Genomic DNA, 25,352 nt, shown 5'->3' with positions numbered 1-25,352 from the left:
GCCGCCGGGCTCCTCAGCCGGCCGGTCCGAGATGAGCGACGACCACGTCCCGTACCCGAAGGACGGCCGCAGGGTCGAGGACCGCGAGGACCGGGAGGGCACGCACCCAGGCTCCCAGGGCGAGCGCTTCGGCGAGGAGAACACGCGCTCGGGGGAGGTCGGGGGCGGGAGCAGCCGGGACGAGACAGACAGCGAGGCGTGTGGAGACCGGCAGGGAGTACCGGGGGGATTCAAGGAGCGGTACGACCATGGAGACGCCTGGCATTCCGGCGAAGTGGCCGGCCAGACAGAGGAGACGAAGAGCACGCTCCTGATGCTCCATCGCGCTTCGGGCGCATTCCTCCGCCGCGTCGGGATCTCCCAGTGCGGCGAGGGCGACGGTCGACACGGCACCCGGTCCACCGCCGGTGAGACCTCCGCGCTGCCTCACCAGCGCGTCATTGAGCCGCTGTCGTGCAGCCGCCGGGTCGCTCTCTGCCTCCAGAAGAGCGTGCAGGGCTGCATCCTCGCCCTCGTGGAACAGCCTCCGGGACCCACCGCCGTCGAGAACCTCCGCAACCCGCGGGAGGCTGCCGCGCCCGTCCGGACCCACCTCGACGAGGAGCCGAGAGGCACGCACGGCGTCCCCGGTGCTCTTGCGGAGCCGCACCTCGCCGAGTAGCCGGCATGCCGCCTCCGGAGCGTGCGGCCACAGGCCCGCGGCCGCCTGGACGGCGGCTCTGTCACGGTAGTCGGACAGCCAACCGTCAGCCGTGAGCCACTGCCCGAGAAAGTCCTCGGTGCGTCCCTCGATCTCTGTGCGGGCCATTGCCTGGGCGACAGCCGCCACCATGCCTTCGGGCAACGGGTAGTAGGACGACCGGGGTGAGGGTACCGCTGCCTTCTCACACAGACCGAGTGCCCGGGCCTCGTCGCGTTCGGCCACGGCCAGGGACGCGACGGCGCAGCCCCAGACATATACGTCGCGGTCCTCTATTACGGCGAGAACGCGTTCCGCGTCGTCCAGTCGACCGACCGCGGCCAAGGCTCCGGCAAGGACAGCGAGACTCGCGGGATCGGCCTGGCCGGAGCTGTCTCCCTGGCGTCGCCGGTTCACCTCGCCGACCAGATATCGTGCGTGGTCCGGTTGTCCGGCAGCGAAGTGAGCGGCGAGTTCCACCAGGGTGTCGGTGCCGATCCCATTGCCCAGGGCATGCCGGGCGAGCAGGAACGACTCCAGCTCCTCGACGACGTCTTCACCTGCCTTCAGCAGGAGTTCGACAACACCCTGCTGTCCACTTCTGTTGAGGCCCGACCTGCTACGGGATTTGGCGAGAGCCTCCCAGGCCGCCTTCGCTCTGCCATCGCGTGCCCACGCCCGCGCAATCATGATCCAGGCATCACCGAGCAGTAGTTCCTTCTGCTCTTCGGCGAAGACACCCGTAAACCGAGAAAAACGCTCTCGTTCCCGATACCCCCGATACCAAGGAGAGCGCCGTCGCTCCGGGCTCTGTGGCAAAGGCCCGTAGTTCAGGAGCCGTTCGGCGTCTTCCAGTCGGTTGTCGGCAATGAATGCGTACACGTCGTCATAGGTCCCCATCCCCAGCCTGTAGTGCGCAGGCCCATGAACTGCCCCGGTCAGTCGCTGCGCGTCCCTTGGGCGCACCTCCCGCAGCGCCTCGGCGGCGATCGCGAAGACGTGGGGCCGGTCGATTCCGTGCTGCCGGACCCAGCGGACCACCGAGTCGTAGAGGCGGTCGGCTTCGTCGGGCGAACCCAGGGCCGACCATGTCTGCCCGACGGTCACCAGAGAGCGGACGCGGTCCGGATCGAACTCGCACCGCTCGGCGATCTCTTCGGCCATGCGGCACAGTTCGTCTGCGTGAGCGGGGACACGGACCTGGCGAGCGGTCGCGGTCAGCGCCATGACGAGTTCGCTGTGCGCGGCCTTGAACCGCCAGGGCCAGCCGAAGGCCAGGCGTACGGCTTCGTGTTCCTTGCCCAGCCTCGCGAACACGCCCGCCGCAGCGCTCTGCACCGCGAGGACAGCCGTGGCTGCTCCCCTGGGGCGCGAAGAAAATCCCGGAATTCGGTCCGCTGCGGTTCGCGCCACCGCCGTCGCCAGTTCCGCCCCTTCCTCCGCCAACCGCACCGCACGCGAGTCGTCCCGGTCCGCCAGTACCTCTGCCACTCCGGCCAGCGCCCGCGCGCGGCTGAGACGGTCGGGGACGCTTCGGGCCAGCCCGATCGCCTCGCGGGTCCGGCCGAGGCGAGCGAGGACGGCCGGGACACCGGGATGGAGTGTCCTGTTACGTCGGGTGACGAGGTCCCCCACGGCCGCGAGTACGACCCGTGTCGGCAGATCGTCCTCGCGCGCCGTCGTGCGGGCAGCCGCCACCTCCGAGAGGAACGCAGCGTCGCTTCCCGTCGCCCGGCGCAGCCGGTCGCGTCGGCGGACGTCAGTGGCGTGGGCGAGCAGACGGTCCGCGTCACGGAGCAGGGCGAGCCTGCGGCCATAGGGCTGGAGAAGATAGTTCGGGGTGTCCGGCGGCCAGCCCCGGCCCGCGAAGTGCTCGGCCCAGGCGTGCAGCATTTCCAGGTACGGGACCACGTCCGGCCCGAGTTCCTCCTGGGCGGCGGCGAACAGCGTCTCGTGGGTGAAGACGCAGCCACCGCCGGACACGTACAGGTTCAGGTCGTCACTGTGGTCGTCCTCGCCGTCGGCGCCGTCGCCGTGGTGTGCATCGCGTACCCGCACGGTGCGTCCGAAGGCACTGTCGAGCAGCCTTCGTAGCGCATCGTTGGGCTCGCCGGTCAGGACTCGGAGGTCGTCGGTGGTGAGAGGTCCCCGGGCGGCGACGAGCAGACCGACCAGGTCACGCGGCAGCCGGTCTCCGGTGAGCACCCGGCGCAGCTCGCCCTTGGCCTCGTGCTCACCGTGCTGTGCGGCTTCGTTGGCGGACAGCCGCAGCTCGCGGCAACGGCGCAGCGGGTGGCTGCCTTTGACGTCGACGGGGAGACCCGGGCTGGTACGGCTGGTGACCAGGACACGCACGTTCGGCGGGGGCCGGTCGGGCAGCAGGGAGGCGATGCTCGTGCCGATGCCACCGCTGCGCAAGGACTGGTCCTCGTCGAGACCGTCCACCACGAGGAGCAAGGTGCCACCGCCCCGTCCGACGCGCTCCGCGGCCTCCTCCAGCAGCAGCCGGCGCGCTCCGTCACGGGCCGTGGGGGTGGCGACGGCGGCCGGGTCACGTCCGACGATCGCGGCGAGCTGGTCGATGACCGTCGCCGTATAGACGGAGCTGTCCGACTGATCGGTGGAGCCTGCCGTGACGAAGAACCAGACCGGCACGATGCCCTGTGGCGGATGCAGGGCGAACCAGGCGGCGAGCGCGCTCTTTCCGGCCCAGGGCGGCCCCTGGACCCACAGATAGGGATCGCGGCCGGCACAGAACGAGACGAGTTCGCCGAGCTCCGCTTCCCGGGCCTTCAGCTCAGCGGGCGCCATACCGGCGAGGTGGGCGCGGTAGACCTCCCGAGTCCACTCCGGCACGGTAGGGGGAATGGCGTCGGACAGCGCCTCGGGGTCCAGAGAGCAGCCCAGACGCTTCGCCAGTTCTTCCGTCTCTAACGGATTCAGCCCCTCCGACCACCGGTCGACCCGGCCCGCCGCGATGCGCCCCGGACCGTCCGTGGGGTGGTGCCGGGTGACGACCGCGACAAGGTGCCCGTTGGCGAAGACGGCCGCGCCGGACATGCCCTCCCAGGCGTCGCGGTCCGGATCGGTGTCGTCGGCGGGAGGGGAGGCGACAGCTAGGTCGAGGGTGCCTTCGCGGCGGTTGGAGAGTACGGCGCAGGTCGCGTGCACGTGCTCCGCGTCCCGGAAACGTGAACCGTCGTCGTCCGTACGCAGTTTGAAACGGGGGAAACCCACCGCGGTACAGCGCAGTACCGCGTCCTGCTCTCCCACTCGGCCGTACGAGACGGGCGGGGTCTCCGGCAGGTGTACCTCGTCGGTCAGAGTGAGGACCGCGACATCGATACCTGCGTGCCGCCAGCACACGGTCGCCGTGACGACCTGCTCTCCCGGCCGGTCGGCCTGAAAGTACACCTTGATGGCCTTTGCGCCCTCGACGGCCTCGACGAGATGCGCGGCCGTCAGCACCGTGCGCGCCGCGACAAGGTATCCACTGCCCCGGCGGCCCTGCTTGTCGGGCAGCCCGACGCGGATTGCCACGACCCGCTCCGCCCGCAGCCCCCGGTCAGCGCTCGCCATCGACCTCGACCCCCGCGATCATGGCGGGTTGCGGCGATCCCCCGCCCGCGGGTGCGGCTTTGGGTATGAGTGTCAGCTTGACCCTCTGGGTCTGCGCCTGGGCGTACCTGCCGTTCGAGTCCAGGTCTACGACCCAAACCCGCACCTTGGCGCCGGCACCCGCCTCCCGAGTGACGGCGACGGTGGCCTCGACCTCGATGGGCCCGAGTTCGAACCGTACAGTCTGGCCGTCGCCGTCGACCGCGGCGGCGATCAGCTGCCGCCTCAGCTCACGAATCATGTCGTACAGCTCGATCATTCGTCCCCCTTGTTCTGCAGCGCCCCGATAAAGAAGTTTGTACGTCCCGGCCGGGAAGGGGAAGACCGGACGGGACGTATCGGACGGTGCTCGCGGGTCAGCCGATCGCTGCGAAGGCCTTCGAGAAGGCGTACTTGGCCTGGGTGATCGAGCTGCAGGTGGCGTCGGCGGTGGACTTGGCGCCGCCGGCGCACTGCTGGTCGCGGGTGGCCGACCACATCGAGAGCCAGCCGAGGCCCTTGGACTTGGCGAAGTCGACGAGCTGGGTGGCGTCGTCCACCTTGAAGACCTCGGAGGAGACGTCGTTGACGCCGATCATCGGGGTGACGGCGACCGCCTTCCAGGCGGCGGAGTCGGAGAGGCCGAGGACGCTCTTGATCTGGGCCTGGGTGGCGGTGGCGGCCTGGATGGCGTAGGTGCCCATGTCGCCGTTGTACGAGGCGCCGTAGTCCATCGCCATGATGTTGACGGCGCTGATCCGCACGCCGTTGGCCTTGGCGTCGGAGACGAGGTTCACGCCGTCCTGGGTGAGGCCCTCCGGCATCACCGGGAGGGTGAAGGAGACGTCCAGGTTCGGGTGGCTCGCCTGGAGCTTGGCGATGGCCTTGGCGCGGTTGGTGTTCGCCGTGGTGTTGGGCAGCGCGCCGCCCTCCACGTCGAAGTCGACCTTGGTCAGCTGGTACGCGTCCACGACCTTGCCGTACGCCGCCGCCAGCGCGTCCGCCGAGGAGCAGGTGGTGGCCAGTTCGGAGCCGGACGCGCCGCCGAAGGAGACCCGGACGTCACCGCCCTTGGCGCGCAGGGCGCCGATCTGGGACGCCACACCGTCGCTCGCCAGGTCCGTCACCCCGCCCCACTTGGGCGTGCAGCCGCCGCCGTCGGTGACGAACGCGAGGTTGTAGTTCTTCACGCCGGTCGCGTTCGCCGCCGCGAGGAGGTCGAACGCCGGGTAGAGGGAGGTGTCGACGTACGGGGCGAAACCGGCGGAGACGGTGGTCCCGGTGCCGCTGCTCTGGGTCGGGGAGGCGGTGGGGGTGGCCGTCGCGGTGGGGGTGGCGGTGGCCGTGGGCTTGGGGGTCGCGGTGGCCGTCGGGGTCGGGGTGGCGGACTGCGTCGGGCGGCCGCTCGGCTCCGGAGTCGTCGTACCGTCCGCCGAACAGCTCGCGTTGTCGATACGGCAGCCGGTCGGGTCCCCGCTGCCGTCGACCACGAAGCCGACGGTGTCCGACTCGCCGGCCGCGAGGCCGTCGGTGTCCCACTTCGGCGGCTTCACTGTGACGTGCTGCCCGCTCACCGTGTACTCGGCGTTCCACAGCGAGCTGAGCTTCGCGCCGGCCGGCAGGTCGAACTCCAGCTTCCAGTCCTGCTCCCTGGCACCGCTGTTGTTCGTGACGACGTACTGCGCGGTGTACCCGGTCGACCAGTCGCTCGTCTTCGTGTACGCGGCGCCGATCCCGGCCGCCTGCGCGATCCCGGTGAACAGGATCGCCCCGCCACCGACCACCGCCGCGGCGACCAGACCGCCTATCACCTTGTTCCTGCCACTGATTCTGCGCCGGTGCGTACTCATGCCGTGCCTGCCTTCGCCTGCCGGAGGGGGTGGGGTGCGGCAGCACGCTAGCGGCCAGGAATCAGACAAAAGGCCTGATAGGGGCGGCTGTTGAGGTTCTTAGGCTGCGCTTAAGGAAGGCATCGGGAGCGATTAAAGGTCGAGACCAATTTTGCCGGTTCCCCTTCTGCCCGGATCGCCCGGCTGCCTGCGCGAACGGCGCCGCCGCACCGCTCCCCGGTGCCCCCTGCGCTCCGGCTGCCCGCCGTCCAGCTGGATCCAGATCCGCACCTCGGTCCCGCCGAGCACCGACGACCCGATCCGCACGTCGCCACCGGTCGACTCGGCGAGCCGGCGCACGATGTCGAGCCCGAGCCCGGTCGACCCGGCCGCCCCGGAACCCCGCCCCCGGGCCATCGCCGCCTCCGGGTCACGGATGCCCTGTCCCGCGTCCGAGACCAGCACGATCACCGCGTCCTCCGCGTTGTGCACGTCGACCGCGAAGGCGGTGCCCTCGGCGGTGTGCCGGAAGACGTTGCCGAGCAGCGCGTCGAGCGCGGCGGCCAGGTCGGCGCGGGCGACGGGTATGCGCACCGGCCGCTCCACGCCGGCCACCCGCCACTTGCGGCCCTCGTCCTCCGCGAGCGCCGACCAGAACCCCATCCGCTCCCGCACCACCTCGGCCGCGTCGCAGCCGGCTCCCGGTCCGGCGGCCGCCGTCTGCGGCTTGGCCTCCCGGGCGGTCCGGATGATGGTGTCGACCTCGCGCTCCAGCTGCGCGACGGCGGCCCGGGTCTGCTCGGCGGCGGCCCCGTCCCCGAGCGAGGCGGCGTTCAGCCGCAGCACGGTGAGCGGGGTACGCAGCCGGTGCGACAGATCCGCCGCCAGCTCCCGCTCGTTCGCCAGCAGTTGGACGACCTGATCCGCCATCGAGTTGAACGCGACCGCCGCCAGCCGCAGTTCGTTCGGCCCTTCCTCGGGCACCCGCGCCCCCAGCTTGCCCTCCCCCAGTTCGTGCGCGCCCTCGACCAGCCGCTGGGCGGGCCGCACCATCCGTACGCCCAGCCGGTCGGCGACCGCGACCGAGCCGACGATCAGCGCCAGGCCGACGGCGGCGAGCACCGCCCAGGCCGTGCCGACGCCGTTGGTCACCTCGGACTCGGGCACGTACACCTCGACGACCGCGATGGCGCCGGAACTCAGCGCGACGGGCTGCAGCAGGGTCGACCCGCCGGCCACCCCGGTCGTGGAGGCCCGCCCCAGCTTCCGTACGGCCGCGATGTCCCCGTCTGCGGCGCGCTGCCGCCCGATGTCGACGGCCGCCTGGCCGCCGGCCGCCGGTATGTGCACGGCCATGCCCCGGTCGGCGCCGGCCGAGGCCACCACCCGCTCCAGCTTGTCCCGGTCGGTGGTGATGGACAGGGCCGGGGCGACGGCGGCGGCCTCCCGCTCGGCGTTGGAGAACGCGCGGTCGCGGGCGAGCTCCTTGACGACCAGGCCGAGCGGGACGGCGAAGGCGACCACGACCATCGCGGTGACCGCCAGACAGACCTTGACCAGGGCCCACCTCATCCGACCGGCCTCGCTTCCCCGCCGGGCGGCTCCAGCTTCACGCCGACCCCCCGCAGTGTGTGCAGGTACCGCGGCCGGGCCGCCGTCTCGCCCAGCTTCCGCCGCAGCCAGGACAGGTGCACGTCGATGGTCTGGTCGTCCCCGTACGACTGCTGCCACACCTCCGCCAGCAGCTCCTTGCGCGGCACGACGACCCCAGGGCGCCCGGCGAGGAAGGCCAGCAGGTCGAACTCCCGCCGGGTGAGATCGAGCCGCACCCCGTCCAACTCGGCCTGCCGGCGCAGCGGGTCGACGGCCAGCCCGCCCACCCGCAGCACACTCGACGGCGCCGCTTCGCCCCCGGCCGACCGCGCCCGGCGCAGCACGGCGGCCATCCGCGCGGACAGGTGCTCGACGGAGAACGGCTTGGTCAGATAGTCGTCCGCGCCGGCGTTGAGCAGCCGGACGATCTCCGTCTCGTCGTCCCGGGCGGTGGCGATGATGACGGGTACGTCGGTGATGCCGCGCAGCATCTTCAGCGCCTCGGAGCCGTCCAGGTCGGGCAGGCCGAGGTCCAGCACGACCACGTCGAAGCGGAAATGGGCGACCTCGCGCAGCGCCTCCAGTGCCGTGCCGACGCTGCGCACGGTGTGCGAGGCGTCGGTGAGATGCCGGATGAGCGCCGAGCGTACGAACTGGTCGTCCTCGACCACGAGCACACTTGCCATGCGCCGCACCGTACGCCATGCGGCGGACGCCGGTCGGGGCCTGTGGATAACTCGGGTCGAGTGCGTACGGCGGTGCCCCTGAGGCAGTATGGCCCGCGATGCGCAGAGGACTCGTACACGTACTGGCTTGGCTGCTCGCCACGGGCGCGGCGGTCACGCTGTCGTGGTGGGGCGTCCACACGGTGATGGCGGCCACGGCCTACGCGCCGCCCCGCGCCCTGCCCGTCACGGCGACGGACGACGACCCGACCACCCAGGGCTCCAAGCCGCTGCCGTCGCCGGCATCCCGGACCCCGAGCCCTTCGCACACGGCCGCACCGCGCCCGTCGGCGACTCCCACGCCGACGCCGTCCCGGACTCCGACGACGTCCCCGACCCCCTCGGCCACGGCGACCGCGTCCGGCCAGGTCAAGGCGTACGACACGGACGGCGGCCGGGCGGTCTTCGATCTGGGCAGCGCCAGTGCGACCCTGGTGTCGGCGACGCCGGGAACGGGCTGGTCGATGCAGGTCTGGAAGACGGAGACGTGGATCCGCATCGAGTTCAGCAAGAGCACGGACCGCGTGTCGGTGTTCTGCACCTGGCACGACAGCGCGCCGCAGGTGCAGGTGGAGACCTACTGAGAGCGAATGGTGGGCCGGGGCCGGGGGTGGGGACGCTTACCGGCGCTTGCAGGGTGCCGCCCGCGGCAATATGAGAGACGGCTGGGCAGCGCGCCCCAAAGGGGCGCGGGGCTGTATCGATGTGCGGCTGCCGCCGCGTGGGCGCGATCAGTCCCCACCGGCCCGCAGGCTCAACGAAACACCGAAGGCGGCGGAGAAGGCGAAGCCACGGCCACTGAATCAGTCACAGCCACCGCCCCGCCCGTGAAGTCCCTCAAAGACCGCCCGTGTTCGACCCGCCCGGGGTGAGGGTCGGATGCACAGCGCCGGGTGAACTCCCCCACCGGCAGCTGTACGTCGGCCGCCACCAGCACCGCGTTGCCGAACCGCTTCCCCCGCCACACCCCCGCGTCCGCCACCACCGCGACCTCCGCGAACCGCGCCCCCGCCGTCGCGATCTGCCCCCTCAGGTGGGCGAGCGGCGGCCCGTCCGCGAGGTTGGCGGCGTACACACCCCCCGGCCGCAGTACCCTCCGCACCTCGTCCAGGAACTCCGTGGACGTCAAGTGCGCCGGAGTGCGCGCCCCGCTGAACACATCCGCTATGACCAGGTCCGCCCACGCCTCCGGAACCTTCCCCAGCCCCTCCCGGGCATCCACTGACCGCACCCGTATCCGCGCGTTCGGATCCAACGGCAGCTCCCGCCGGACCAGTTGGACGAGGGCCGCGTCCCGCTCGACGATCTGCTGCGTGGACCGGGGCCGGGTGGCCGCCACATACCGCGCCAGCGTGAACGCCCCGCCCCCGAGGTGCACGACCTGCACGGGCCTGCCCGGCGGTGCGACCAGGTCGATCACATGGCCGAGCCGACGCTGGTACTCGAAGGAGAGGTACGCCGGGTCGTCGAGGTCGACGTGCGACTGCGGGGCGCCGTCGATGAGCAGCGTCCAGGCCCGGCCGCGGTCGGGGTCGGGGATGAGCTGGGCGAGGCCGCCGTCGACGGCCTCGACAACGGCTTCGGCGGCGGCAGCCGACCGGCGCCGTGAGTTCCTGGACTTGCCCATCCCGCCATTTTCCCAGGCGACGGCCGTCCGGGAAATTCAGCGCCGGGATCTCAGCGGCAGCTGTCCGCGGCCTCGATCATCCGGGCCGCCTCCCCGAGCGCCCGGCGCAGCACCGCCGGATCGGTCGCGAGGTCGGCCTCGCCGGGCGGCAGCAGCCAGTCGGAGCCCTCGACCGGCGGCTCGGGGCTGAGCCGCAGCCCGCGCCCGTCGGTCTCGGTGCAGGTGCTGCCGGGCACGTCCCAGCCCGCCGCCGTACCGGCCGGCACCACGAAGCCCAGGGTGCCGCCCCCGTCGTCGTGGAGTACGGGTCCCACCGCGTCCCCGGGCCCCCGGCGCAGGATGTCGACCGCCTCCAGGCCCTGCCGGGCCGGCACCGTCACGAGGTCGCACCCCGCGTCGTCCGCCGACGGTACACAAGGATCGTTGCTCTGGCTGGTCTCCATCCCGGCCTCCACCGCGCAGCCCTCTTGCAGTCCATGAGGGACAACGCGCCACCGCGTCAACGGCTACGGCGGAAGTCAGCCGCAAAGGATGGCAGTTCATGGCAGATCGTGCATGAGATATCCGGTTTGTAGCCAAACCCTGCGTCACGGGTCCGACACAGCAGGTACGTTCTTGCCCGCCGGAACCAAGGGTCCACTCGGACAACTCACCACGAGTCCGGCATGGTTCGACGGTTCGCACGAGAGGACCCGGCCATGGCGTCGTCAACCACGAACTCGCCGCAGCCAGATCGGCCGGTACGGCCGAACCTCACCTTCCGGCAGGTGCGCGGTCGGCACTCGCCGGCCGAGTTCGCCGCGCTGGTGCGGCGCGCCGCCCGCGAGATCGGCGAGCGGGTGAGCTGTGACGCGCGCTACATCGGCCGGGTCGAGGCGGGTGAGATCCGCTGCCCGAACTACGCGTACGAACGGGTGTTCCTGCACATGTTCCCCGGTCGCACGCTCGCCGACCTCGGCTTCGCGCCCCGCTCGTCCGTCCGCGGACGCGCGGCGCGGCCGCCGGAGGACGTGCCCCCGGCTCTCGCCGGAAGTGAGACGCAAGGGGCCGTCGAGCCGTATGACCCGCAGGACCCGCACCACCCGCAAGACCGGCATGACCCGCACGAGATGCGGAACCCGCAGGACCCGTACGAGACGCACGACAACTACGAGGAGAGCGACGTGCTGCGTCGCCTATTCATGACCGGCGGAGGCGCCACAGTGGCCGCCGCCACGCTGGGCCCGCTGGGGTTCACCATCGACGCCGTCGCGGCGGACCGGCCGGTGCGCCGCGCCGGGTCCTCGCACGCGGCCGCCCTGGAGGAGGCCGTACGCCGGATCCGGCTGCTGGACGACCGGCACGGCGCGGACGGGCTGTACCGGCGCGCGGCGGCTCCGCTGCGCGCTGCGTACGCGCTGCTCGACGCGGGCGCGACCAGGCAGACGACCGCCGAGCGGTTGCACTCGGGCGCCGGCGAGCTGGCCATCTCGGTGGGCTGGCTGGCCCATGACTCCGGCCGCTTCGACGATGCCCGCTCGCACTACGCGGAGGCGCTGGCGACGGCGCGGATGACCGGGGACCCGGGGCTGGAGGCGCACGCCTTCTGCAACACGGCGTTCCTGGCGCGGGACGCCGGGCGGCCACGGGAGGCGGTGCGGGCGGCACAGGCCGCCCAGCGGGTCGGCCGGCCGCTGGGCTCGGCCCGCCTGATGTCCCTGCTCGCGCTGCGCGAGGCGGGCGGCTGGGCGGGGCTCGCCGACCGCACCGGCACCGAACAGGCGCTGGCCCGCGCGCAGGCCCTCTTCGAGCGGGGCCACTCGGACGCCGACCCCGAGTGGATGAGCTTCTACGGAGAGGCCGAGCTGGAGGGCCTGGAGGCGCAGTGCTGGTCCATGCTGGGCGACTGGCGGCGGGCCGCACGGCACGCGCGCCGGGCCGCCGACCTGCAGGATCCGCACTTCACGCGGAACATCGCGCTGTACACGGCGGAGCTCGCCGACGACCTCGCGCGTGGCGGGCGGCCCGACGAGGCGGCGACGGCGGGCATGCGGGTGCTGGAGCTGCTGGACCAGGTCCAGTCGTCCCGGATCCAGGGGATGCTGGCGGGCACGGCCCGGGTACTGCTGCCGCACCGCCGGGCCAGCGGGGTCCAGGAGTTCCTGGACCGGCACGCGTCCACACCGAGGGTCGTGTAGGGCCGGGACCGGGGTCGCGGGGCCGGTTCTCGGGTGCGGGTGAGTGGGGGCTGATCGCGCAGTTCCCCGCGCCCCTTACGGGGCGCTTCACCCGCCGTCACCCCGCCAGGTGCCCCAAGTCGTTCCAGCTTTCAATGGCAGGCTCCCCGTAAGCCCACCCCAGTACCGACAGCGACGTCGGGTTCAGCCTGATCCGGGCCGCGAAGTCCAGTGGCAGGCCCAGCCACCGCGCCCCGATCGACCGCAGGATGTGCCCGTGGGCGAACACCAGTACGTCCCGGTCCGCCGACCGCGCCCAGGACACCACCTCGTCCGCCCGCGCGGTCACCTCCGCCAGGGACTCGCCGCCGGGCACCCCGTCCCGCCAGATCAGCCAGCCCGGCCGGTCCGCCTGGATCTGCGCCGGGGTCAGGCCCTCGTACGTCCCGTAGTCCCACTCCATCAGCGTGTCCCAGCGGGCAGCACGGTCGCCGAAGCCGGCGAGTTCGCACGTCTCACGCGCGCGTGCCAGCGGACTGGTGCGTACCTCGGCGTCGGCGAGGCCGTGGAACGGCGGCCGGTGCAGGCGCTCGCCCAGCAGCTTGGCCCCACGCCGCCCCTCCTCCAGGAGCGGTACGTCGGTCCTGCCGGTGTGCTTGCCGGACAGCGACCACTCCGTCTGTCCGTGCCGGGCCAGCAGGATGCGCGGTGCCATGAGCGGGAGAACCCTTCGGGAGAAATTCGGAGGCGGGACACCTCCATCATCACCCACGCTGGGAAGACGCCGGGAGCGGGCCGGGAACGGGCCGGGGGCGGGCAACCCGGGGCGCGTTCTCCGCGTCTTTGAGTGCTGAGCGCCCCGCGTGGGCGGGAATGCCCGCGACGTAAAGTGTCACGGTCGGCCGCCGGGGGCCGCGCGGACAGGGACGAGAAGGGGGAGGCAGTCGGATGCCGCAGACCGAGAAACCGGGCACCGAGGTGGCTGCGCGAACCCGGCTGCGCTGGTGGACCGAGCTGCCCCTGATCCTGCTGGTGTACGCCTGCTACTCGGCCGGCCGCCTGCTGGCGCGCGGGGACACGGACACCGCCGTCGACCACGGCCTGGCGATCCTGCGCATCGAGAAGGCCCTGCACCTCAACGCCGAGCACCCGCTCAACCGCCTCTTCACCCGGGAGGCCTGGCTCGGCATACCGGCGGACTTCTGGTACGCCTCGCTGCACTACCTGATCACCCCGGCGATCCTGGTCTTCCTGTTCCGCAAGCGCGCCGAAGTCTACCGGCGGGCCCGCACCTGGCTGATGACGTCCACGTTCATCGGCCTGATCGGCTTCACCCTGCTGCCCACCTGCCCGCCCCGGCTGCTGGCCGCGAAGTACGGCTTCGTCGACACGATGGCCCAGTACAGCTCGTACGGCTGGTGGGGCGGCGACGCCAGTGCCCCGCGCGGCCTCGGCGGCATGACCAACCAGTACGCGGCGATGCCGAGCCTGCACTGCGGCTGGGCGCTGTGGTGCGGGGTGATGCTGTGGCGCCACGGCGGCAACCGCCTGACCAAGGTGCTCGGCGTGGCCTACCCGCTGCTGACCGCGATCGTCGTGATGGGCACCGCCAACCACTACTTCCTGGACGCGGTCGCGGGCGTGTTCGTGATGGGCGTGGGCTACCTGCTGGCGCCGTACGTCATGCGGGTCGCGGATCTCGTCAGGGTGCGGATCACCCCGGGCGCCTCCCTCGTCGCAGCCCGCTCGGGCGGCGCAGGTTCCCCGATTGTCAGTGCCGGATGCCAGACTTCGGCGGGTGAGCGAATTCCATCGCAGCGCGAGTCCCGGCCTGCCTCCGCAGCCGAACCGGACGCCTCCCCCACCGACGCGGGGGACGGCGCTCCGGCACCGGCTCGCTGAGCTGCGCGGCCCCGCCGTCCCGGCCAAGGCCCTCGACGCGCGTGCCCTCGCGGCGCTCGCCGCGAACCCGGGGTGCAGGCGGCGGGCGATCCTGGACGGCGCCGGGGTGGACAAGAGCGCGCTGGCGGACGCCCTCGGCTCGCCGTCGGCCTTCGGCCAGTCGCAGTTCGCGCTGACCCGGGGCAACGCCTTCGAGGCGAAGGTGAAGGCGGACCGCGGGGCCGAGTTGCTGCGGCTGGTCCGCACCCACCTCGACCCGGGCGCCGAGCCTGCCGACGGGGCCGCCGTGCCGGACCTGTCCGCGAGCGGGCCCGAGGGGCGTACGGCCCGTACGGCGCTCGCGCTGCGCGAGGCCGTCGAGGCGGGCGGCTGGGCGCTGTTCGACCATCCGATGCTGGCCCTCGAGGTGGCCGGCTCCCCCGCGTTCCTGGAGCCGGACGCGGTGGTCGTGCACCCGGACGGCAGCTGGACGGTCGTGGAGATCAAGTCCTTCCCGATGCTGGACGGTTCCGCGGACCCGGCGAAGGTGGGCGCGGCCGCCCGGCAGGCCGCGGTGTACGTGCTGGCCCTGGAGCAGGTCGCGGCCCGGCTCACCCCGGCCCCGCGCGTGCGCCAGGACGTGCTGCTCGTCTGCCCCAAGGACTTCGCCAACCTGCCCACCGCCGCGGCCGTGGACATCCGCAAGCAGCGCGCGGTCACCGCCCGCCAGCTGGCCCGGCTCACCCGTGTCCAGGACATCGCCGACACCCTCCCGGAGGGCACCTGCTTCGCCCCGGACCTGCCGGCGGAGCGGCTCACCGCGGCCGTGGACGCCGTCCCGGCGGCCTACGCGCCCGAGTGCCTGTCCGCCTGCGAACTGGCCTTCCACTGCCGGCAGCGCTCCCGCGCGGCCGACGAGGTGACCGCGCTGGGCCGCGCGGCGCGGGCCGAGCTGGGCGGGCTGAGCACCGTCGAGGAGGTGCTGTCGGCGGCGCGCGGCGAGAGCGGCGACCCGGCCGACCCGGCGGTGGCCGCCCTGCGCCGGGCGGCGGCCCTGCGTGCCGAGGCACTGAGCGGCGCTCGGGAGGCCGGGTGTCCCTGATCACCACCCTCGCCCGGCTCGAAGCGGTGAGCACCGGCACAGCACGGCCCGCCGCGACCGTCCGCCACCGGCATCTCTCCGAGCATCCGCTGGTCTTCGTCCCGCTCACCACCGCCGGTGAGGCGGGTGCCCCGCTCGGCGCCCTGGTCGGCACCGACCGGGACGCCCCGCGCCTGCTGGTCGTACCCCAGCCGCGCGACCGGGACCTGCGGTTCGCGTTCCTCGCCGAGCTCGCCGACGTCGTGCTGCCCCACCTGGACTCCTACGCGGACAGCGTCGAGGCCGCCGAACGCACCGAGACCGACCCGGAGACCGGCAAACGGGTCAAGGTCGAGGTGGAACTGTGCGCGGACGCACCCCAGTTGATCGTCCCGGGCCGCGCGGGCGTCGAGTACGTACGGCTGCTGGGCCGGTCGATGCGGTTCCGGCGCACGGCGGAGCAGGACCCGGAGGCGCCCTACCCGGCCCCGCCCCGGGTGCCGTTGCTGGGCCGCTGGCTCACCCACTTCGGCGAGCGTGCCCGGGTCCCTGGCTCCGCTCTGCTCCTCGCCATGACCGACCTGCTGTCCCGGCACTGGGCGACCGGCCAGTCCGGCATCGAGGACCAGCACCTGGGCGCGCTGCTCGCCTGGATCGCCCCGCCGGAGGGCAGTACGGGCGCGCAGGCCGCGCGGGTGGCCGAGCTCGCGCGGGACGCCGACGGCCAGTTGCGGTGCCCGCCGGCCGGTCCCGCCACCGACCCGGCCTTCGACAACAAACTGCTGGCCCCCGCCTTCGAGCGCTACGACCGGGCCCGCATCGCCCTCGCCGAGGCCGCGGACGGTCTCCAGGCCGACGACCGGCTGGCGATCCTCACCGCCGCCGAGCGGGAGATCCGCGCGCTGGTCGAGAGCCGTACCCGGCCCACCTGGGACGCGGTCTGGCAGGGTCTCGACCTGCTGCGCGGGCTGCCGGAGGGGGCCCGGGCCGAGGAGCGGTGGACGCGCGACCGCTGGTCGTTCACCGGTCACCGGGACCGGGTGCTGGCCGGCGAACCCCCGCAGCCGCGCCGGGACGACGCGGTCACGGCCGCCAACAAGCTGGCCACGCGCGAGCGCGAACAGGCCCGGCTGGACGCCCAGGAGGCCCTCGACGACCCGCTGGTGATGGCGGGGCGGCGGCTGTCCGGGGAGGCGTTCGCGGGCGAGGTCCTCGATGTCGTCATGGCGTACAGCGAGGGCAAGCGGCCCAGCCCGCGCCCGCTGGTGACCGTGCGCACGGAGGACCGGCCGCAGCTGGGCGAGCGCGCCAAGGCGTACCGCTCGCTGGGCGGGAAGCCGCAGTCGGTCGAGTTCGTCGGGTACGAGGCGGAGGGGGTCCTGGTGCTGCGCGTCCTGGACAAGATGGGCCGCGGCAAGGAACCGGAGGAGGGCTCCGTGCCGGAGAAGGGCGACCGGCTCGTCTTCACCCTGTTCGAGCACGAGCAGCGCGGCGGCGCCAAGCTGCCCGACCCGGAGCAGACGCCGTGGACGCACGGCGGGCCGCCGGGCGAGACGGCACCCGAGGCGGCCGACACGGTGACCGCGGAGGACATCCTGTGACGACCACGACCACGGACCTCGATCCCGGAACGGCCGCCGCACAGGCCACCGCCGCGATCCTCCACGACACCCTGCACGGCACCGACCGGGGTGTGGTCGTGGACTCCCCGCCGGGCGCCGGCAAGTCCACGCTGGTGGTCCGCGCCGCGCTCGAACTTGCCGACGCAGGGCGCCCGCTGATGGTGGTCGCGCAGACGAACGCCCAGGTGGACGACCTCGTCCTGCGGCTCGCCGAGAAGAACCCGGAGCTCCCCGTCGGGCGCCTCCACAGCAGTGACGCCGACCCGTACGACAAGGCGCTGGACGACCTGCCGAACGTCCGCAAGTCCGCGAAGGCGGCCGACCTCAGGGAGTCGCAGGTCGTACTGTCCACCGCCGCGAAGTGGGCGCACGTGAAGGTGGACGAGCCCTGGCGGCACGCGATCGTCGACGAGGCGTACCAGATGCGCTCGGACTCGCTGCTCGCCGTGGCCGGCCTGTTCGAGCGGGCGCTGTTCGTGGGCGACCCCGGGCAGCTGGACCCGTTCGCGATCGTGGGCAGCGAGCAGTGGGCGGGCCTGTCGTACGACCCGTCGGCCTCCGCCGTCTCCACCCTCCTCGCCCACAACCCGGGCCTCCCGCAGCACCGTCTCCCGGTCTCCTGGCGCCTGCCGGCCTCCGCGGCCCCGCTGGTCTCCGGCGCGTTCTACCCGTACACCCCCTTCCGCAGCGGCACCGACCACGGCGACCGGCGCCTCGGCTTCGCCGTCCCCTCCGACGGCTCCGGGCCCGACCGGGTGATCGACGAGGCGGCGGAGTCCGGCTGGGGCCTGCTGGAACTGCCCGCCCGGCACACCCCGCGCACCGACCCGGAGGCGGTCCGGGCGGTGGCGACGGTGGTACGGCGCCTGCTCGACCGGGGCGGCTCGGCCCTCTCCGAACGCTCCCCCGACCCCGCACCGCTCACCGCCGAACGCATCGCCGTCGGCACCGCCCACCGCGACCAGGCGGCGGCCGTCCGCGCGGCCCTGGCGGAGCTGGGCGTGACGGACGTCACCGTCGACACGGCGAATCGCCTCCAGGGCCGTGAGTACGACGTGACGGTCGTCCTCCACCCGCTCTCCGGCCGCCCCGACGCCACCGCCTTCCACCTGGAGACGGGCCGCCTCTGCGTCCTCGCCTCCCGCCACCGCCACGCCTGCATCATGATCTGCCGCGCCGGCGTGACCGACCTCCTGGACGACTACCCATCCACCGAACCGGTCCAGCTGGGCACCCTCGTGAAGTTCCCGGACGGCTGGGAGGCGAACCACGCGGTACTGGCCCACCTGACCGAACACCGGGTGACCTGGCGCCCCTGACGGACACCGGAACCAACGCCTCACCCGCCGGACGGAGTCCGGCACGCCGCCGGAGGCGGCCAATGGTTGCAGCCCCGGACGGCTGGGAGGCCAACCACGCGGTACTGGCCCACCTGACCGAACACCGGGTGACCTGGCGCCCCTGGCGGACACGCCCGGGCAGTTCGGCGCAGCGTCAGGCGGCGGCCTTGGGGTGGTCTTGCGTGGGCGCGGGAGAATGGACGGTGGTCATCGGACCGTAGTCATCGACACCGTACGAGGAGGACCAGACATGGCGGAGCCCACGCCGCGTCGGAACGAACCGCGGCTACGCCCCGCGCCCCTGCTCTTCGAGCCCGTGGGAGCGGTCGCCGACCCGGAGCACTTCTTCGGCCTGGAGTCGGTCGAGGACCCCGGGGCGCTGCTGGCCCGTGCGACGGAGCTGGCCCAGGCGTTCCGGATGGCCACCGACCGGGCCGTGGAGTTCCAGGCCATGGCCGCCGCCCAGCTCGCCGACCCGCGCCGCTTCGACCGTCTGACCCCGGCCGACATCGCCGAGCGGGCCGAGTGGACCGAGGACTACGCGAAGAAGATGGTCGAGTTCGGGCGGGACCTGCTGAGGGGGAAGGAGGGGCAGGGGCCCGAGCAGATCTAGGGCCTGCCGTTTGGATCATGCCGGCGTCGCGGGGCCAAACAACAGGCCCTAGGGCCTGGTCCGCCGGACGGGCCCTGGCGGGTGGCATATGCCGGGCGGGCAAGATACGCCTCTCCGCCCTGTCCCGTCCCGGTTTCCCGCAACTCACGGCGAGCGGGTGTTCACCCGGGGTATCAATTCCCCATGAGCCGCACACCGTACGAGACTCTCCCCGGCGACGCGGCCGGGGTCACCTCCGACGGAGCCGCCTGGCTGGCCTCGGCAGGAACGTATCCGCGGAGCACGCTCGCCCTCTGGGAGGAACGGCCGGACGCCCCGGTCGTCCTGCCCTGCGGGACCGTGTTCGACGTGGTGAACACCCCGGCGATCTTCGGCCGCCGCATGCTGGACCGGCTGTGGGACGAGGGACCGGGATCCGGGCCGGTCGCGGTGTTCCGGGGCCGGATGCTCCTGTTCGCCGCCCCCGGCACCGCCGCCCGGCTGCCGTCACTGCTGGGATGGGAGGAGTGGGGCGGCCGCGGCCAGGCCGTACCGCCGCTGCTGTGCCACGGCACCGGCGACGCGGTGACCGTCCCGGCGCCGCACGCCGACCCCTCCCCGGCCCCGTCCGGTGCCCGCTGGCTGGTCGCCCCGGACACCCGGCACCCATGGCTACCCGGCCCGGAGATCCTGCTCTGGGCGGCCGTCCGCGCGGCCCGCTCGACCGTGCGGATATCGATTTTTCCTCCCGCCGATCAGGATGCTAAGGTCTACGACGTCAGCAGGCGCCGCTAGCTCAGTTGGTTAGAGCAGCTGACTCTTAATCAGCGGGTCCGGGGTTCGAGTCCCTGGCGGCGCACGCGAAGTAGTTGAAAGGCCAAGCTCCTGTGAGCTTGGCCTTTCGCCTTTCCGCCGCCGGAGCCGGAGTCCGGTTCAGTCCGGCCTGCCCGGCGTGATCTTCACGTTCCAGGCGCCGGAAGCCGTCCGCCCCTCCACCGACACCCGCACGCCGTCCCCCGGCACGGTGAAGCTCTCGCCGAGGGCGACCGGGGCGTCGGCCAGCGGCGGGTAGACCGAGTTCTCCCAGCAGGCCTCGGTGCGCGGATGGGCGTCGATCACCTCGATCGGGCCGCCGCCGGAGGCCGTCTCGTCGCGGACCCGGTAGACGAGGATGCCCTGCCGGCAGGCCGCGCTGTCGTTGCCGGTCGCACCGCGCGCCTCGAAGGCCAGCACGGTGTCGGGCCCGGTGCGCACCACCGCCAGCTTGGTGCCGTCGCCGAGCCCGAAGGCGGGGGCGCCCGCGGCGCCCTGCGCCGCTCCCCCCGGCCCGGCGGACAGCGGCTCCAGGGTCAGCCGGGTCGGCCCGGCCCCCCGGACACACACCACCTGGCGCGGATCCAGCCATCCCAGCTTCCACTTGTGCCAGGCGAACAGATCCGGCGACAGCCCGAACTGGCTGCCCATCAGATCCCAGTCGCCGACATAGGTGTCCCAGTCGCCCTTGCCGTCCACCGGACGGTGGTAGAGGTCGGGGAGGTCGAAGACATGTCCGGTCTCATGGGCGAGAACCAGCCGGTCCGGGGGGTGCTTCTCGAAGACGGTGACGACCCGTTGGACGTCGGTGCCGTCCACGTGCACCGGGGTGTCGAGATTGACCACCTTCGTGGCGTCGGAGTCGACGCCGGGCGCGTCCGGGTCGGCCACGAAGTACACGACGTCGTAGCGCGAGAAGTCGACCTCGGGATCGGCCGCGGCGAACGCGTCCCGCAGGTAGGCGGCCCGCAGCGTGACGCTCCAGTCGCGCCTTATGCCGTACGAGACCGAGGGCCGGGGCATCCGCAGCCAGTGGGTGAGCGGGTGCGGGTGGATGGTGAACTTCCCGTAGGAGGCCTGCTCGTAGTAGCGGCTGGTGGCCGGGAAGTGATCGGCGGCCAGCTCCGCGGGCGTGGTCTGCGGGGCCGCGTCCGGGAAGGAGAGGAACACCATCACGGCCGAAAGCGGGTGGGTGGGGCGGGTGTAGTCGGCGTTCCAGGTGTCGACGCCCTCGGAGTGGTGCGCGTCGGTGCGGTGCAGGGCACAGGGGGCCGTGGAGAACGGCTGGGCGACCGACGGTCCGGACAGGATCGTCGTTGCGACGAGCGCCGACATCGTGGTGAACACGGCGGCGGAGCTGCGCAGCGGGAGACGCGGCACGGAAGGACCTCCGGGGACGGTTCGCGGGACACCGCCCCCAGCCTGTGTGACTTTGTCGCGATATGACCTGTTTACCTGCACCAACAGGGTGAGGAACGCCCTGCTCATCGCAGGCAGACCCGAACGGCCGACACCCCGAGTCACTCACGGAACGTCACAAGTGGTCGGACGCCCCAAGAACCCGTCCAGGTGCGGGCAGAAACGATCTGTCAGAATCGCCGGTTCATCGGGGACACTGGACAGTGGCTGGAAGGCCCTCGGGCCAGCATCTATGATCGGCACACTTTCCTGCACGGACAGAGATCGAGTGCACTGCGGGAGCGAGCGGTGAGCGGAACGTCCGAAGGGCCGACGCCCGCGGCAGACCTCGACCGGTCCGCCGTCACAGAGAGTGACAATACCTACCGGAAGTCGTACGAGAAGACAGAGCAGAAGACATACGAGTACGCCTTCGAGGCGGCCACGCTGCCCATGGCCGTGGTCGACCGCGAAGGGCTAGTCACCACCGCCAACGAGGCGTTCGCCACCCTGATCGGCGCCGATCCGGCCGGGCTCCCCGGGCGGATCGGCGCGGACCTGGTGGACCTGGCCTCCGACGCCCGTACCTGGCACGCCTACCGCGAGGTACTGCGCGGCCGGCAGGCCAAGCTGCGCTGCACCCGCCGGCTGAAGCACCCCGACGGGCACTCGGTGTGGGTCCAGGTCACCATCGCGCCGCTGTCCAAGGACGCACCGGGGGTGCTGATCTCGGTCTCGGACATCAGTGCCCGCCGCGAACTGCAGGCCCGGCTGCGGCACTTGCAGATGCACGACCCGGTGACCCGGCTGCCCAACCGGACGCTGTTCTTCGAGCGGCTGTCGGCCGCGCTGGAGGCGGACTCCTACGAGCAGAGCGGCACCGGCCGGATCGGCCTGTGCTACCTGGACCTGGACGGCTTCAAGGCGGTCAACGACACCCTCGGCCACCGGGTCGGCGACCGGCTGCTGGCCGCCGTCGCCGAGCGGCTGACCCGGGTCGCCGACGAGGCCGGCTTCGCGCGGGCCGGCGCCCCGCTGGTGGCCCGGCTCGGCGGCGACGAGTTCGCCCTGCTGGTCGAGGACTCCACGGGCACGGAGCAGCTGGCCGACCTCGCCGAGTCCGCGCTCGCGGCCCTCCAGGCGCCGTTCGACCTGGCCGGCCAGCGGCTGTCGCTGTCGGCGTCGATCGGGGTGGTCGAGCGGCATGCCGCCGGCACCACCGCCACCGGGCTGATGCAGGCCGCCGACACGACCCTCTACTGGGCGAAGGCCGACGGCAAGTCCCGCTGGACGCTCTTCGACCCGGAGCGCAACGCCCACCTCGTGACCCGGCAGGCGCTCTCCTCCACCCTCCGCCCGGCGATCGAACGCGGCGAGTTCGTACTGGAGTACCAGCCGCTGGTGGGCATGGGGGACGGCCGGCTCAGCGGTGTCGAGGCACTGGTGCGATGGCACCATCCTCAGTTCGGCACACTAGCGCCGAATCGGTTCATCGGATTGGCGGAGGAGGACGGCTCGATCGTCCCGCTCGGCCGCTGGGCCCTGACCACCGCCTGCCGGCAGGCCCGCCGCTGGCAGCTGGACCACCCGGGCGAGCCGCCGATCTTCGTCAGCGTGAACGTGGCGGTCCGTCAGGTCTGGGACTCCGACCTGGTCGCGGACGTGGCCGAGACCCTGGCCGAGACCGGCCTGGCCCCGCACCTGCTGCAACTGGAGCTCACGGAATCGGCCGTCATGGGCTCGGCGGGACGGCCGTTGCAGGCGCTCCAGGCACTCAGCGACATGGGGGTGCGGATCGCGATCGACGACTTCGGGACGGGCTACTCGAACCTCGCCTACCTCAGCCGCCTCCCGGTCTCCGTCCTCAAGCTGGACGGCTCCTTCGTCCGGGGCTTCCAGTACGACGACCCGGGCGACCGCCCGAACCCGGCGGACGAGGTCGTGGTGGAGGCGATGATCCAGCTGGCCCACCGCCTGGGTCTGACGGTCACCGCCGAGTGCGTGGAGACCTCGGCGCAGGCCTCCCGGCTCCGCCACATCGGCTGCGACACCGGCCAGGGGTGGCTCTACTCCCGGCCGGTGACGGCGGATCGTATCTCCGAGCTGCTGGACACCCGGGCCTACGCGGACGCCCCGGTCGGCAAGCCGTAGGCGTCGGCGACCAGTTCGTAGGAGCGCAGCCGCAGCTCGCCGCGGTGGGCGTGGGTGGTGAGCATCAGCTCGTCGGCGCCGGTGCGCTTCTGGAGGTCGTCAAGGCCGGCGCGGACCTCGTCGGCGGTGCCGTGCACGATGTTGGCGGTCCAGGAGTGCACGAACTCCTCCTCCATCGGGGAGAACTCGTGCTTCTCGACGTCGTCGGGGTCGGGGAACAGACCGGGCCGCCCGGTGCGCAGCCGCAGCATGTTCACCGCGCCGGCCCGCACCTGGCGCTGCGCCTCGCGCTCCTCGTCCACGGCGAGGACGGAGACGCCGATGAGGGCGTAGGGCTCGTCGAGCACGGCGGACGGGCTGAAGGACTCCCGGTACAGGTCGAGGGCCGGGACGGTGTTCTGCGCGGAGAAGTGGTGCGCGAAGGCGAACGGCAGCCCCAGCATGCCGGCGAGCCGGGCGCTGAACCCGGAGGAGCCGAGCAGCCAGACCGGCGGCCGGTGCGGGGACTGCACACCGCCGGGGGCGGTGCTCTGGACCGGCCCGGGGATGGCATGGATGCGGCGGTACGGATGCCCGTCCGGGAAGTCGTCGTCCAGGAACCGGGTCAGCTCGGCGAGCTGCTGCGGGAAGTCGTCGGCGCCCTCGTTGAGGGTCGGGGTGCGGCGGAGCGCGGCGGCGGTGGCGCCGTCGGTCCCCGGCGCCCGGCCGAGGCCGAGGTCGATCCGCCCGGGAGCCAGCGCCTCCAGCGTGCCGAACTGCTCCGCGATCACGAGCGGGGCGTGGTTGGGCAGCATGACGCCGCCCGACCCGAGCCGGATCCGCTCCGTGTGGGCGGCGAGGTTGGCGAGGATCACGGCGGGCGAGGAGGAGGCCACGCCGGGCATCGAGTGGTGCTCGGCCACCCAGTACCGGTGGAACCCGCGGTCCTCGGTGAGCCGGGCGAGCGCGGCGCTGGTGCGCAGGGCGTCGGTGGCGGTACTGCCGGTGCCGACGGTCACCAGGTCCAGTACGGAGAGGGGGACGGGGGCGGTCCCGTGCGTGATGCCCCGGATCTCGTCTGCCGACACGGTGAGAGCCTCCTGATGTACGACCGTGAACTGTATGGGGTGGTTAACAGGAGGGGGTCTCCGGTTATTCCGGGCGTGCTGTTCCCGACACGCCGGGCTCTTGATCCCCGGGCGGTTCCCGCCTACTTTCGGGTAACCACTACGGACCTGGAGCGATGCGGACATGCCTGACCCCAGCGGCGACCGGCGCCCGCGGATCGCGGTGTTCGGCGCGGGCAGCATCGGCTGCTACCTCGGCGGCCATCTCGCGCGGCACGCGGACGTGACACTGATCGGGCGGCCCTCGGTGCTGGACGGGCTGCGCGAAGGGCTCACGCTCAGCGGCGGAGGCCGCCCCGCGGTCAGCGTCCCCCGGGACCGGCTGACGCTCACGACGGATCCGGACGCGGTCGCCGACGCCGACTGCGTCCTGGTCACCGTCAAGTCCGCCGCCACGGTGCCGGCCGGACGGGAACTGGCCGGCCTGCTCCGCCCGGACGCCGTCGTGGTCAGCTTCCAGAACGGGCTGCACAACGCCGCCCTGCTGCGGGACGAGCTTCCGGACGTCACCGTGCTCGCGGGGATGGTGCCGTACAACGTCGCCCGGATCGCTCCCGGCACCTTCCACCAGGGCACGGGCGGGGCCCTGATGCTCGACGGCGGCCCCGCCTCGGCCCCGCTGGTGGCGGCGCTGACGGCCGCCGGGCTGCCGGTCGAGCCGCGCGCCGACATGCGGCAGGTGCAGCACGCCAAGCTGCTGATGAACCTCAACAACGCGGTGAACGCGCTGTCCGGGCTGCCGCTGCGGGACCAGCTGGGCGCGCGCCCGTACCGGACGTGCCTCGCGCTGTGCCAGGAGGAGGCACTGGCCGCCTTCGCCGCGGCGGGGGTCCGGCCGGCCCGGCTCGGCCCCGTCCCGGCCGGGCTCATGCCGCGGATCCTGCGCCTGCCCGACGCCCTGTTCCGCCGCATCGCCGGGGCGAGCCTCCGGGTGGACGCCCACGCCCGGTCCTCGATGTGGGACGACCTGGAGCACGGGCGGGCGACGGAGATAGGCAGCCTCCAGGGCGAGGTCGTCGCCCTGGCGGAACGGCACGGCCTGACGGCACCGGTGAACGCGCGGCTGACGGCCCTGGTCCACGAGGCCGAACGCCCGGGCGGCCGCCGCTCCTGGTCCGGCCCGGAACTGCTGCACGCGGTCCGTCAGTCGTGAGTCGGCCGT

General features: G+C 72.7%; 20 protein-coding genes and 1 tRNA gene. 11 read left to right on the top strand and 10 right to left on the bottom strand.

Annotated features, from left to right (window positions below):
• Positions 1–13: 13 nt before the first annotated feature.
• The 5 genes from ACWGKQ_RS20580 to ACWGKQ_RS20560 form a co-directional block, all read right to left on the bottom strand.
• Positions 14–4,219: a trypsin-like peptidase domain-containing protein gene (locus ACWGKQ_RS20580; RefSeq protein ID WP_453293361.1), complete on the bottom strand. Its 4,206-nt coding sequence runs from the start codon at positions 4,217–4,219 to the stop codon at positions 14–16.
• Positions 4,220–4,244: 25 nt separating this feature from the next.
• On the bottom strand, positions 4,245–4,556 hold the full coding sequence (locus ACWGKQ_RS20575) for a trypco2 family protein (RefSeq protein WP_453293360.1): 312 nt from the start codon (positions 4,554–4,556) through the stop codon (positions 4,245–4,247).
• A 97-nt stretch (positions 4,557–4,653) separates the two neighbouring features.
• Positions 4,654–6,126: a glycoside hydrolase family 18 protein gene (locus ACWGKQ_RS20570; RefSeq protein ID WP_453293359.1), complete on the bottom strand. Its 1,473-nt coding sequence runs from the start codon at positions 6,124–6,126 to the stop codon at positions 4,654–4,656.
• 132 nt (positions 6,127–6,258) lie between these two features.
• Complete coding sequence (locus tag ACWGKQ_RS20565; protein WP_453293358.1) at positions 6,259–7,677, bottom strand: sensor histidine kinase; 1,419 nt, start codon at positions 7,675–7,677, stop codon at positions 6,259–6,261.
• Complete coding sequence (locus ACWGKQ_RS20560; RefSeq protein ID WP_453293357.1) at positions 7,674–8,384, bottom strand: response regulator transcription factor; 711 nt, start codon at positions 8,382–8,384, stop codon at positions 7,674–7,676. Before ACWGKQ_RS20560 ends, ACWGKQ_RS20565 begins: the two co-directional genes overlap by 4 nt.
• 98 nt (positions 8,385–8,482) lie before the next feature.
• On the opposite strand from ACWGKQ_RS20560, the gene ACWGKQ_RS20555 reads away from it, so the two are divergent.
• Positions 8,483–9,007, top strand: a complete 525-nt coding sequence (locus tag ACWGKQ_RS20555; RefSeq protein ID WP_453293356.1) for a hypothetical protein — start codon at positions 8,483–8,485, stop codon at positions 9,005–9,007.
• A 170-nt stretch (positions 9,008–9,177) separates the two neighbouring features.
• Here ACWGKQ_RS20555 and ACWGKQ_RS20550 read toward each other — a convergent pair whose 3' ends face one another.
• Together ACWGKQ_RS20550 and ACWGKQ_RS20545 are read right to left on the bottom strand one after the other, a co-directional pair.
• Entirely contained in the window at positions 9,178–10,050 is an 873-nt protein-coding gene (locus ACWGKQ_RS20550; protein WP_453293355.1) for a spermidine synthase, read from the bottom strand.
• Between the two features lie 50 nt (positions 10,051–10,100).
• Positions 10,101–10,493, bottom strand: coding sequence for a hypothetical protein (locus ACWGKQ_RS20545; protein ID WP_453293354.1), 393 nt, complete (start codon positions 10,491–10,493; stop codon positions 10,101–10,103).
• 255 nt (positions 10,494–10,748) lie between these two features.
• Between ACWGKQ_RS20545 and ACWGKQ_RS20540 the strand changes: the two genes are divergently transcribed.
• Positions 10,749–12,227: a hypothetical protein gene (locus tag ACWGKQ_RS20540; protein ID WP_453293353.1), complete on the top strand. Its 1,479-nt coding sequence runs from the start codon at positions 10,749–10,751 to the stop codon at positions 12,225–12,227.
• 97 nt (positions 12,228–12,324) lie between these two features.
• On the opposite strand, the gene ACWGKQ_RS20535 is transcribed toward ACWGKQ_RS20540, so the two are convergent.
• Positions 12,325–12,921, bottom strand: a complete 597-nt coding sequence (locus ACWGKQ_RS20535) for a histidine phosphatase family protein (RefSeq protein WP_453293352.1) — start codon at positions 12,919–12,921, stop codon at positions 12,325–12,327.
• A 233-nt stretch (positions 12,922–13,154) separates the two neighbouring features.
• On the opposite strand from ACWGKQ_RS20535, the gene ACWGKQ_RS20530 reads away from it, so the two are divergent.
• From ACWGKQ_RS20530 to ACWGKQ_RS20500, 7 genes are all read left to right on the top strand, one after another.
• Positions 13,155–14,108 (top strand): phosphatase PAP2 family protein, encoded by a 954-nt coding sequence (locus ACWGKQ_RS20530; protein ID WP_453293351.1) that lies wholly within the window; start codon positions 13,155–13,157, stop codon positions 14,106–14,108.
• The gene (locus ACWGKQ_RS20525) at positions 14,005–15,189 is read left to right on the top strand and encodes a hypothetical protein (protein ID WP_453293350.1); all 1,185 of its coding nucleotides are present in this window, start codon (positions 14,005–14,007) and stop codon (positions 15,187–15,189) included. The genes ACWGKQ_RS20530 and ACWGKQ_RS20525 overlap by 104 nt, the downstream gene beginning before the upstream one ends.
• A complete protein-coding gene (locus ACWGKQ_RS20520; protein ID WP_453293349.1) occupies positions 15,180–16,769 on the top strand; it encodes a hypothetical protein in 1,590 nt (529 codons plus the stop codon). Before ACWGKQ_RS20525 ends, ACWGKQ_RS20520 begins: the two co-directional genes overlap by 10 nt.
• The gene (locus ACWGKQ_RS20515) at positions 16,766–18,109 is read left to right on the top strand and encodes an AAA family ATPase (RefSeq protein ID WP_453293348.1); all 1,344 of its coding nucleotides are present in this window, start codon (positions 16,766–16,768) and stop codon (positions 18,107–18,109) included. The genes ACWGKQ_RS20520 and ACWGKQ_RS20515 overlap by 4 nt, the downstream gene beginning before the upstream one ends.
• Positions 18,110–18,380: 271 nt before the next feature.
• Entirely contained in the window at positions 18,381–18,743 is a 363-nt protein-coding gene (locus tag ACWGKQ_RS20510) for a hypothetical protein (protein ID WP_453293347.1), read from the top strand.
• Positions 18,744–18,926: 183 nt separating this feature from the next.
• A complete protein-coding gene (locus ACWGKQ_RS20505; RefSeq protein WP_453293346.1) occupies positions 18,927–19,517 on the top strand; it encodes a bifunctional DNA primase/polymerase in 591 nt (196 codons plus the stop codon).
• A tRNA-Lys gene (locus ACWGKQ_RS20500) sits at positions 19,508–19,581 on the top strand. The genes ACWGKQ_RS20505 and ACWGKQ_RS20500 overlap by 10 nt, the downstream gene beginning before the upstream one ends.
• A 74-nt stretch (positions 19,582–19,655) precedes the next feature.
• Here ACWGKQ_RS20500 and ACWGKQ_RS20495 read toward each other — a convergent pair.
• Positions 19,656–20,870, bottom strand: coding sequence for a M6 family metalloprotease domain-containing protein (locus tag ACWGKQ_RS20495; RefSeq protein ID WP_453293375.1), 1,215 nt, complete (start codon positions 20,868–20,870; stop codon positions 19,656–19,658).
• Between the two features lie 372 nt (positions 20,871–21,242).
• Between ACWGKQ_RS20495 and ACWGKQ_RS20490 the strand changes: the two genes are divergently transcribed.
• On the top strand, positions 21,243–23,084 hold the full coding sequence (locus ACWGKQ_RS20490) for a putative bifunctional diguanylate cyclase/phosphodiesterase (RefSeq protein ID WP_453293345.1): 1,842 nt from the start codon (positions 21,243–21,245) through the stop codon (positions 23,082–23,084).
• Here ACWGKQ_RS20490 and ACWGKQ_RS20485 read toward each other — a convergent pair.
• The gene (locus ACWGKQ_RS20485) at positions 23,054–24,151 is read right to left on the bottom strand and encodes an LLM class flavin-dependent oxidoreductase (protein ID WP_453293344.1); all 1,098 of its coding nucleotides are present in this window, start codon (positions 24,149–24,151) and stop codon (positions 23,054–23,056) included. The two genes, ACWGKQ_RS20490 and ACWGKQ_RS20485, sit on opposite strands and share 31 nt — an antisense overlap.
• 163 nt (positions 24,152–24,314) lie before the next feature.
• Here ACWGKQ_RS20485 and ACWGKQ_RS20480 point away from each other — a divergent pair, with 163 nt between their 5' ends.
• Positions 24,315–25,343, top strand: coding sequence for a 2-dehydropantoate 2-reductase (locus tag ACWGKQ_RS20480; RefSeq protein WP_453293343.1), 1,029 nt, complete (start codon positions 24,315–24,317; stop codon positions 25,341–25,343).
• The last annotated feature ends 9 nt before the right edge of the window (positions 25,344–25,352 follow it).

The sequence above is a fragment of the Streptomyces sp. NPDC054770 genome, from assembly GCF_053611985.1.
Note: the sequence above shows the minus strand (reverse complement) of the source record. Positions and strands in the feature narration are given on the sequence as shown.

Bases quoted from the DNA above. Each gene is read 5' to 3' on its own strand.
- ACWGKQ_RS20540 (WP_453293353.1), top strand. From the start codon at position 10,749: ATGGCGTCGTCAACCACGAACTCGCCGCAGCCAGATCGGCCGGTACGG.
- ACWGKQ_RS20565 (WP_453293358.1), bottom strand. From the start codon at position 7,677: ATGAGGTGGGCCCTGGTCAAGGTCTGTCTGGCGGTCACCGCGATGGTC.
- ACWGKQ_RS20560 (WP_453293357.1), bottom strand. From the start codon at position 8,384: ATGGCAAGTGTGCTCGTGGTCGAGGACGACCAGTTCGTACGCTCGGCG.
- ACWGKQ_RS20575 (WP_453293360.1), bottom strand. From the start codon at position 4,556: ATGATCGAGCTGTACGACATGATTCGTGAGCTGAGGCGGCAGCTGATC.
- ACWGKQ_RS20570 (WP_453293359.1), bottom strand. From the start codon at position 6,126: ATGAGTACGCACCGGCGCAGAATCAGTGGCAGGAACAAGGTGATAGGC.
- ACWGKQ_RS20480 (WP_453293343.1), top strand. From the start codon at position 24,315: ATGCCTGACCCCAGCGGCGACCGGCGCCCGCGGATCGCGGTGTTCGGC.
- ACWGKQ_RS20555 (WP_453293356.1), top strand. From the start codon at position 8,483: ATGCGCAGAGGACTCGTACACGTACTGGCTTGGCTGCTCGCCACGGGC.
- ACWGKQ_RS20495 (WP_453293375.1), bottom strand. From the start codon at position 20,870: ATGTCGGCGCTCGTCGCAACGACGATCCTGTCCGGACCGTCGGTCGCC.
- ACWGKQ_RS20510 (WP_453293347.1), top strand. From the start codon at position 18,381: ATGGCGGAGCCCACGCCGCGTCGGAACGAACCGCGGCTACGCCCCGCG.
- ACWGKQ_RS20545 (WP_453293354.1), bottom strand. From the start codon at position 10,493: ATGGAGACCAGCCAGAGCAACGATCCTTGTGTACCGTCGGCGGACGAC.
- ACWGKQ_RS20505 (WP_453293346.1), top strand. From the start codon at position 18,927: ATGAGCCGCACACCGTACGAGACTCTCCCCGGCGACGCGGCCGGGGTC.
- ACWGKQ_RS20535 (WP_453293352.1), bottom strand. From the start codon at position 12,921: ATGGCACCGCGCATCCTGCTGGCCCGGCACGGACAGACGGAGTGGTCG.
- ACWGKQ_RS20550 (WP_453293355.1), bottom strand. From the start codon at position 10,050: ATGGGCAAGTCCAGGAACTCACGGCGCCGGTCGGCTGCCGCCGCCGAA.
- ACWGKQ_RS20530 (WP_453293351.1), top strand. From the start codon at position 13,155: ATGCCGCAGACCGAGAAACCGGGCACCGAGGTGGCTGCGCGAACCCGG.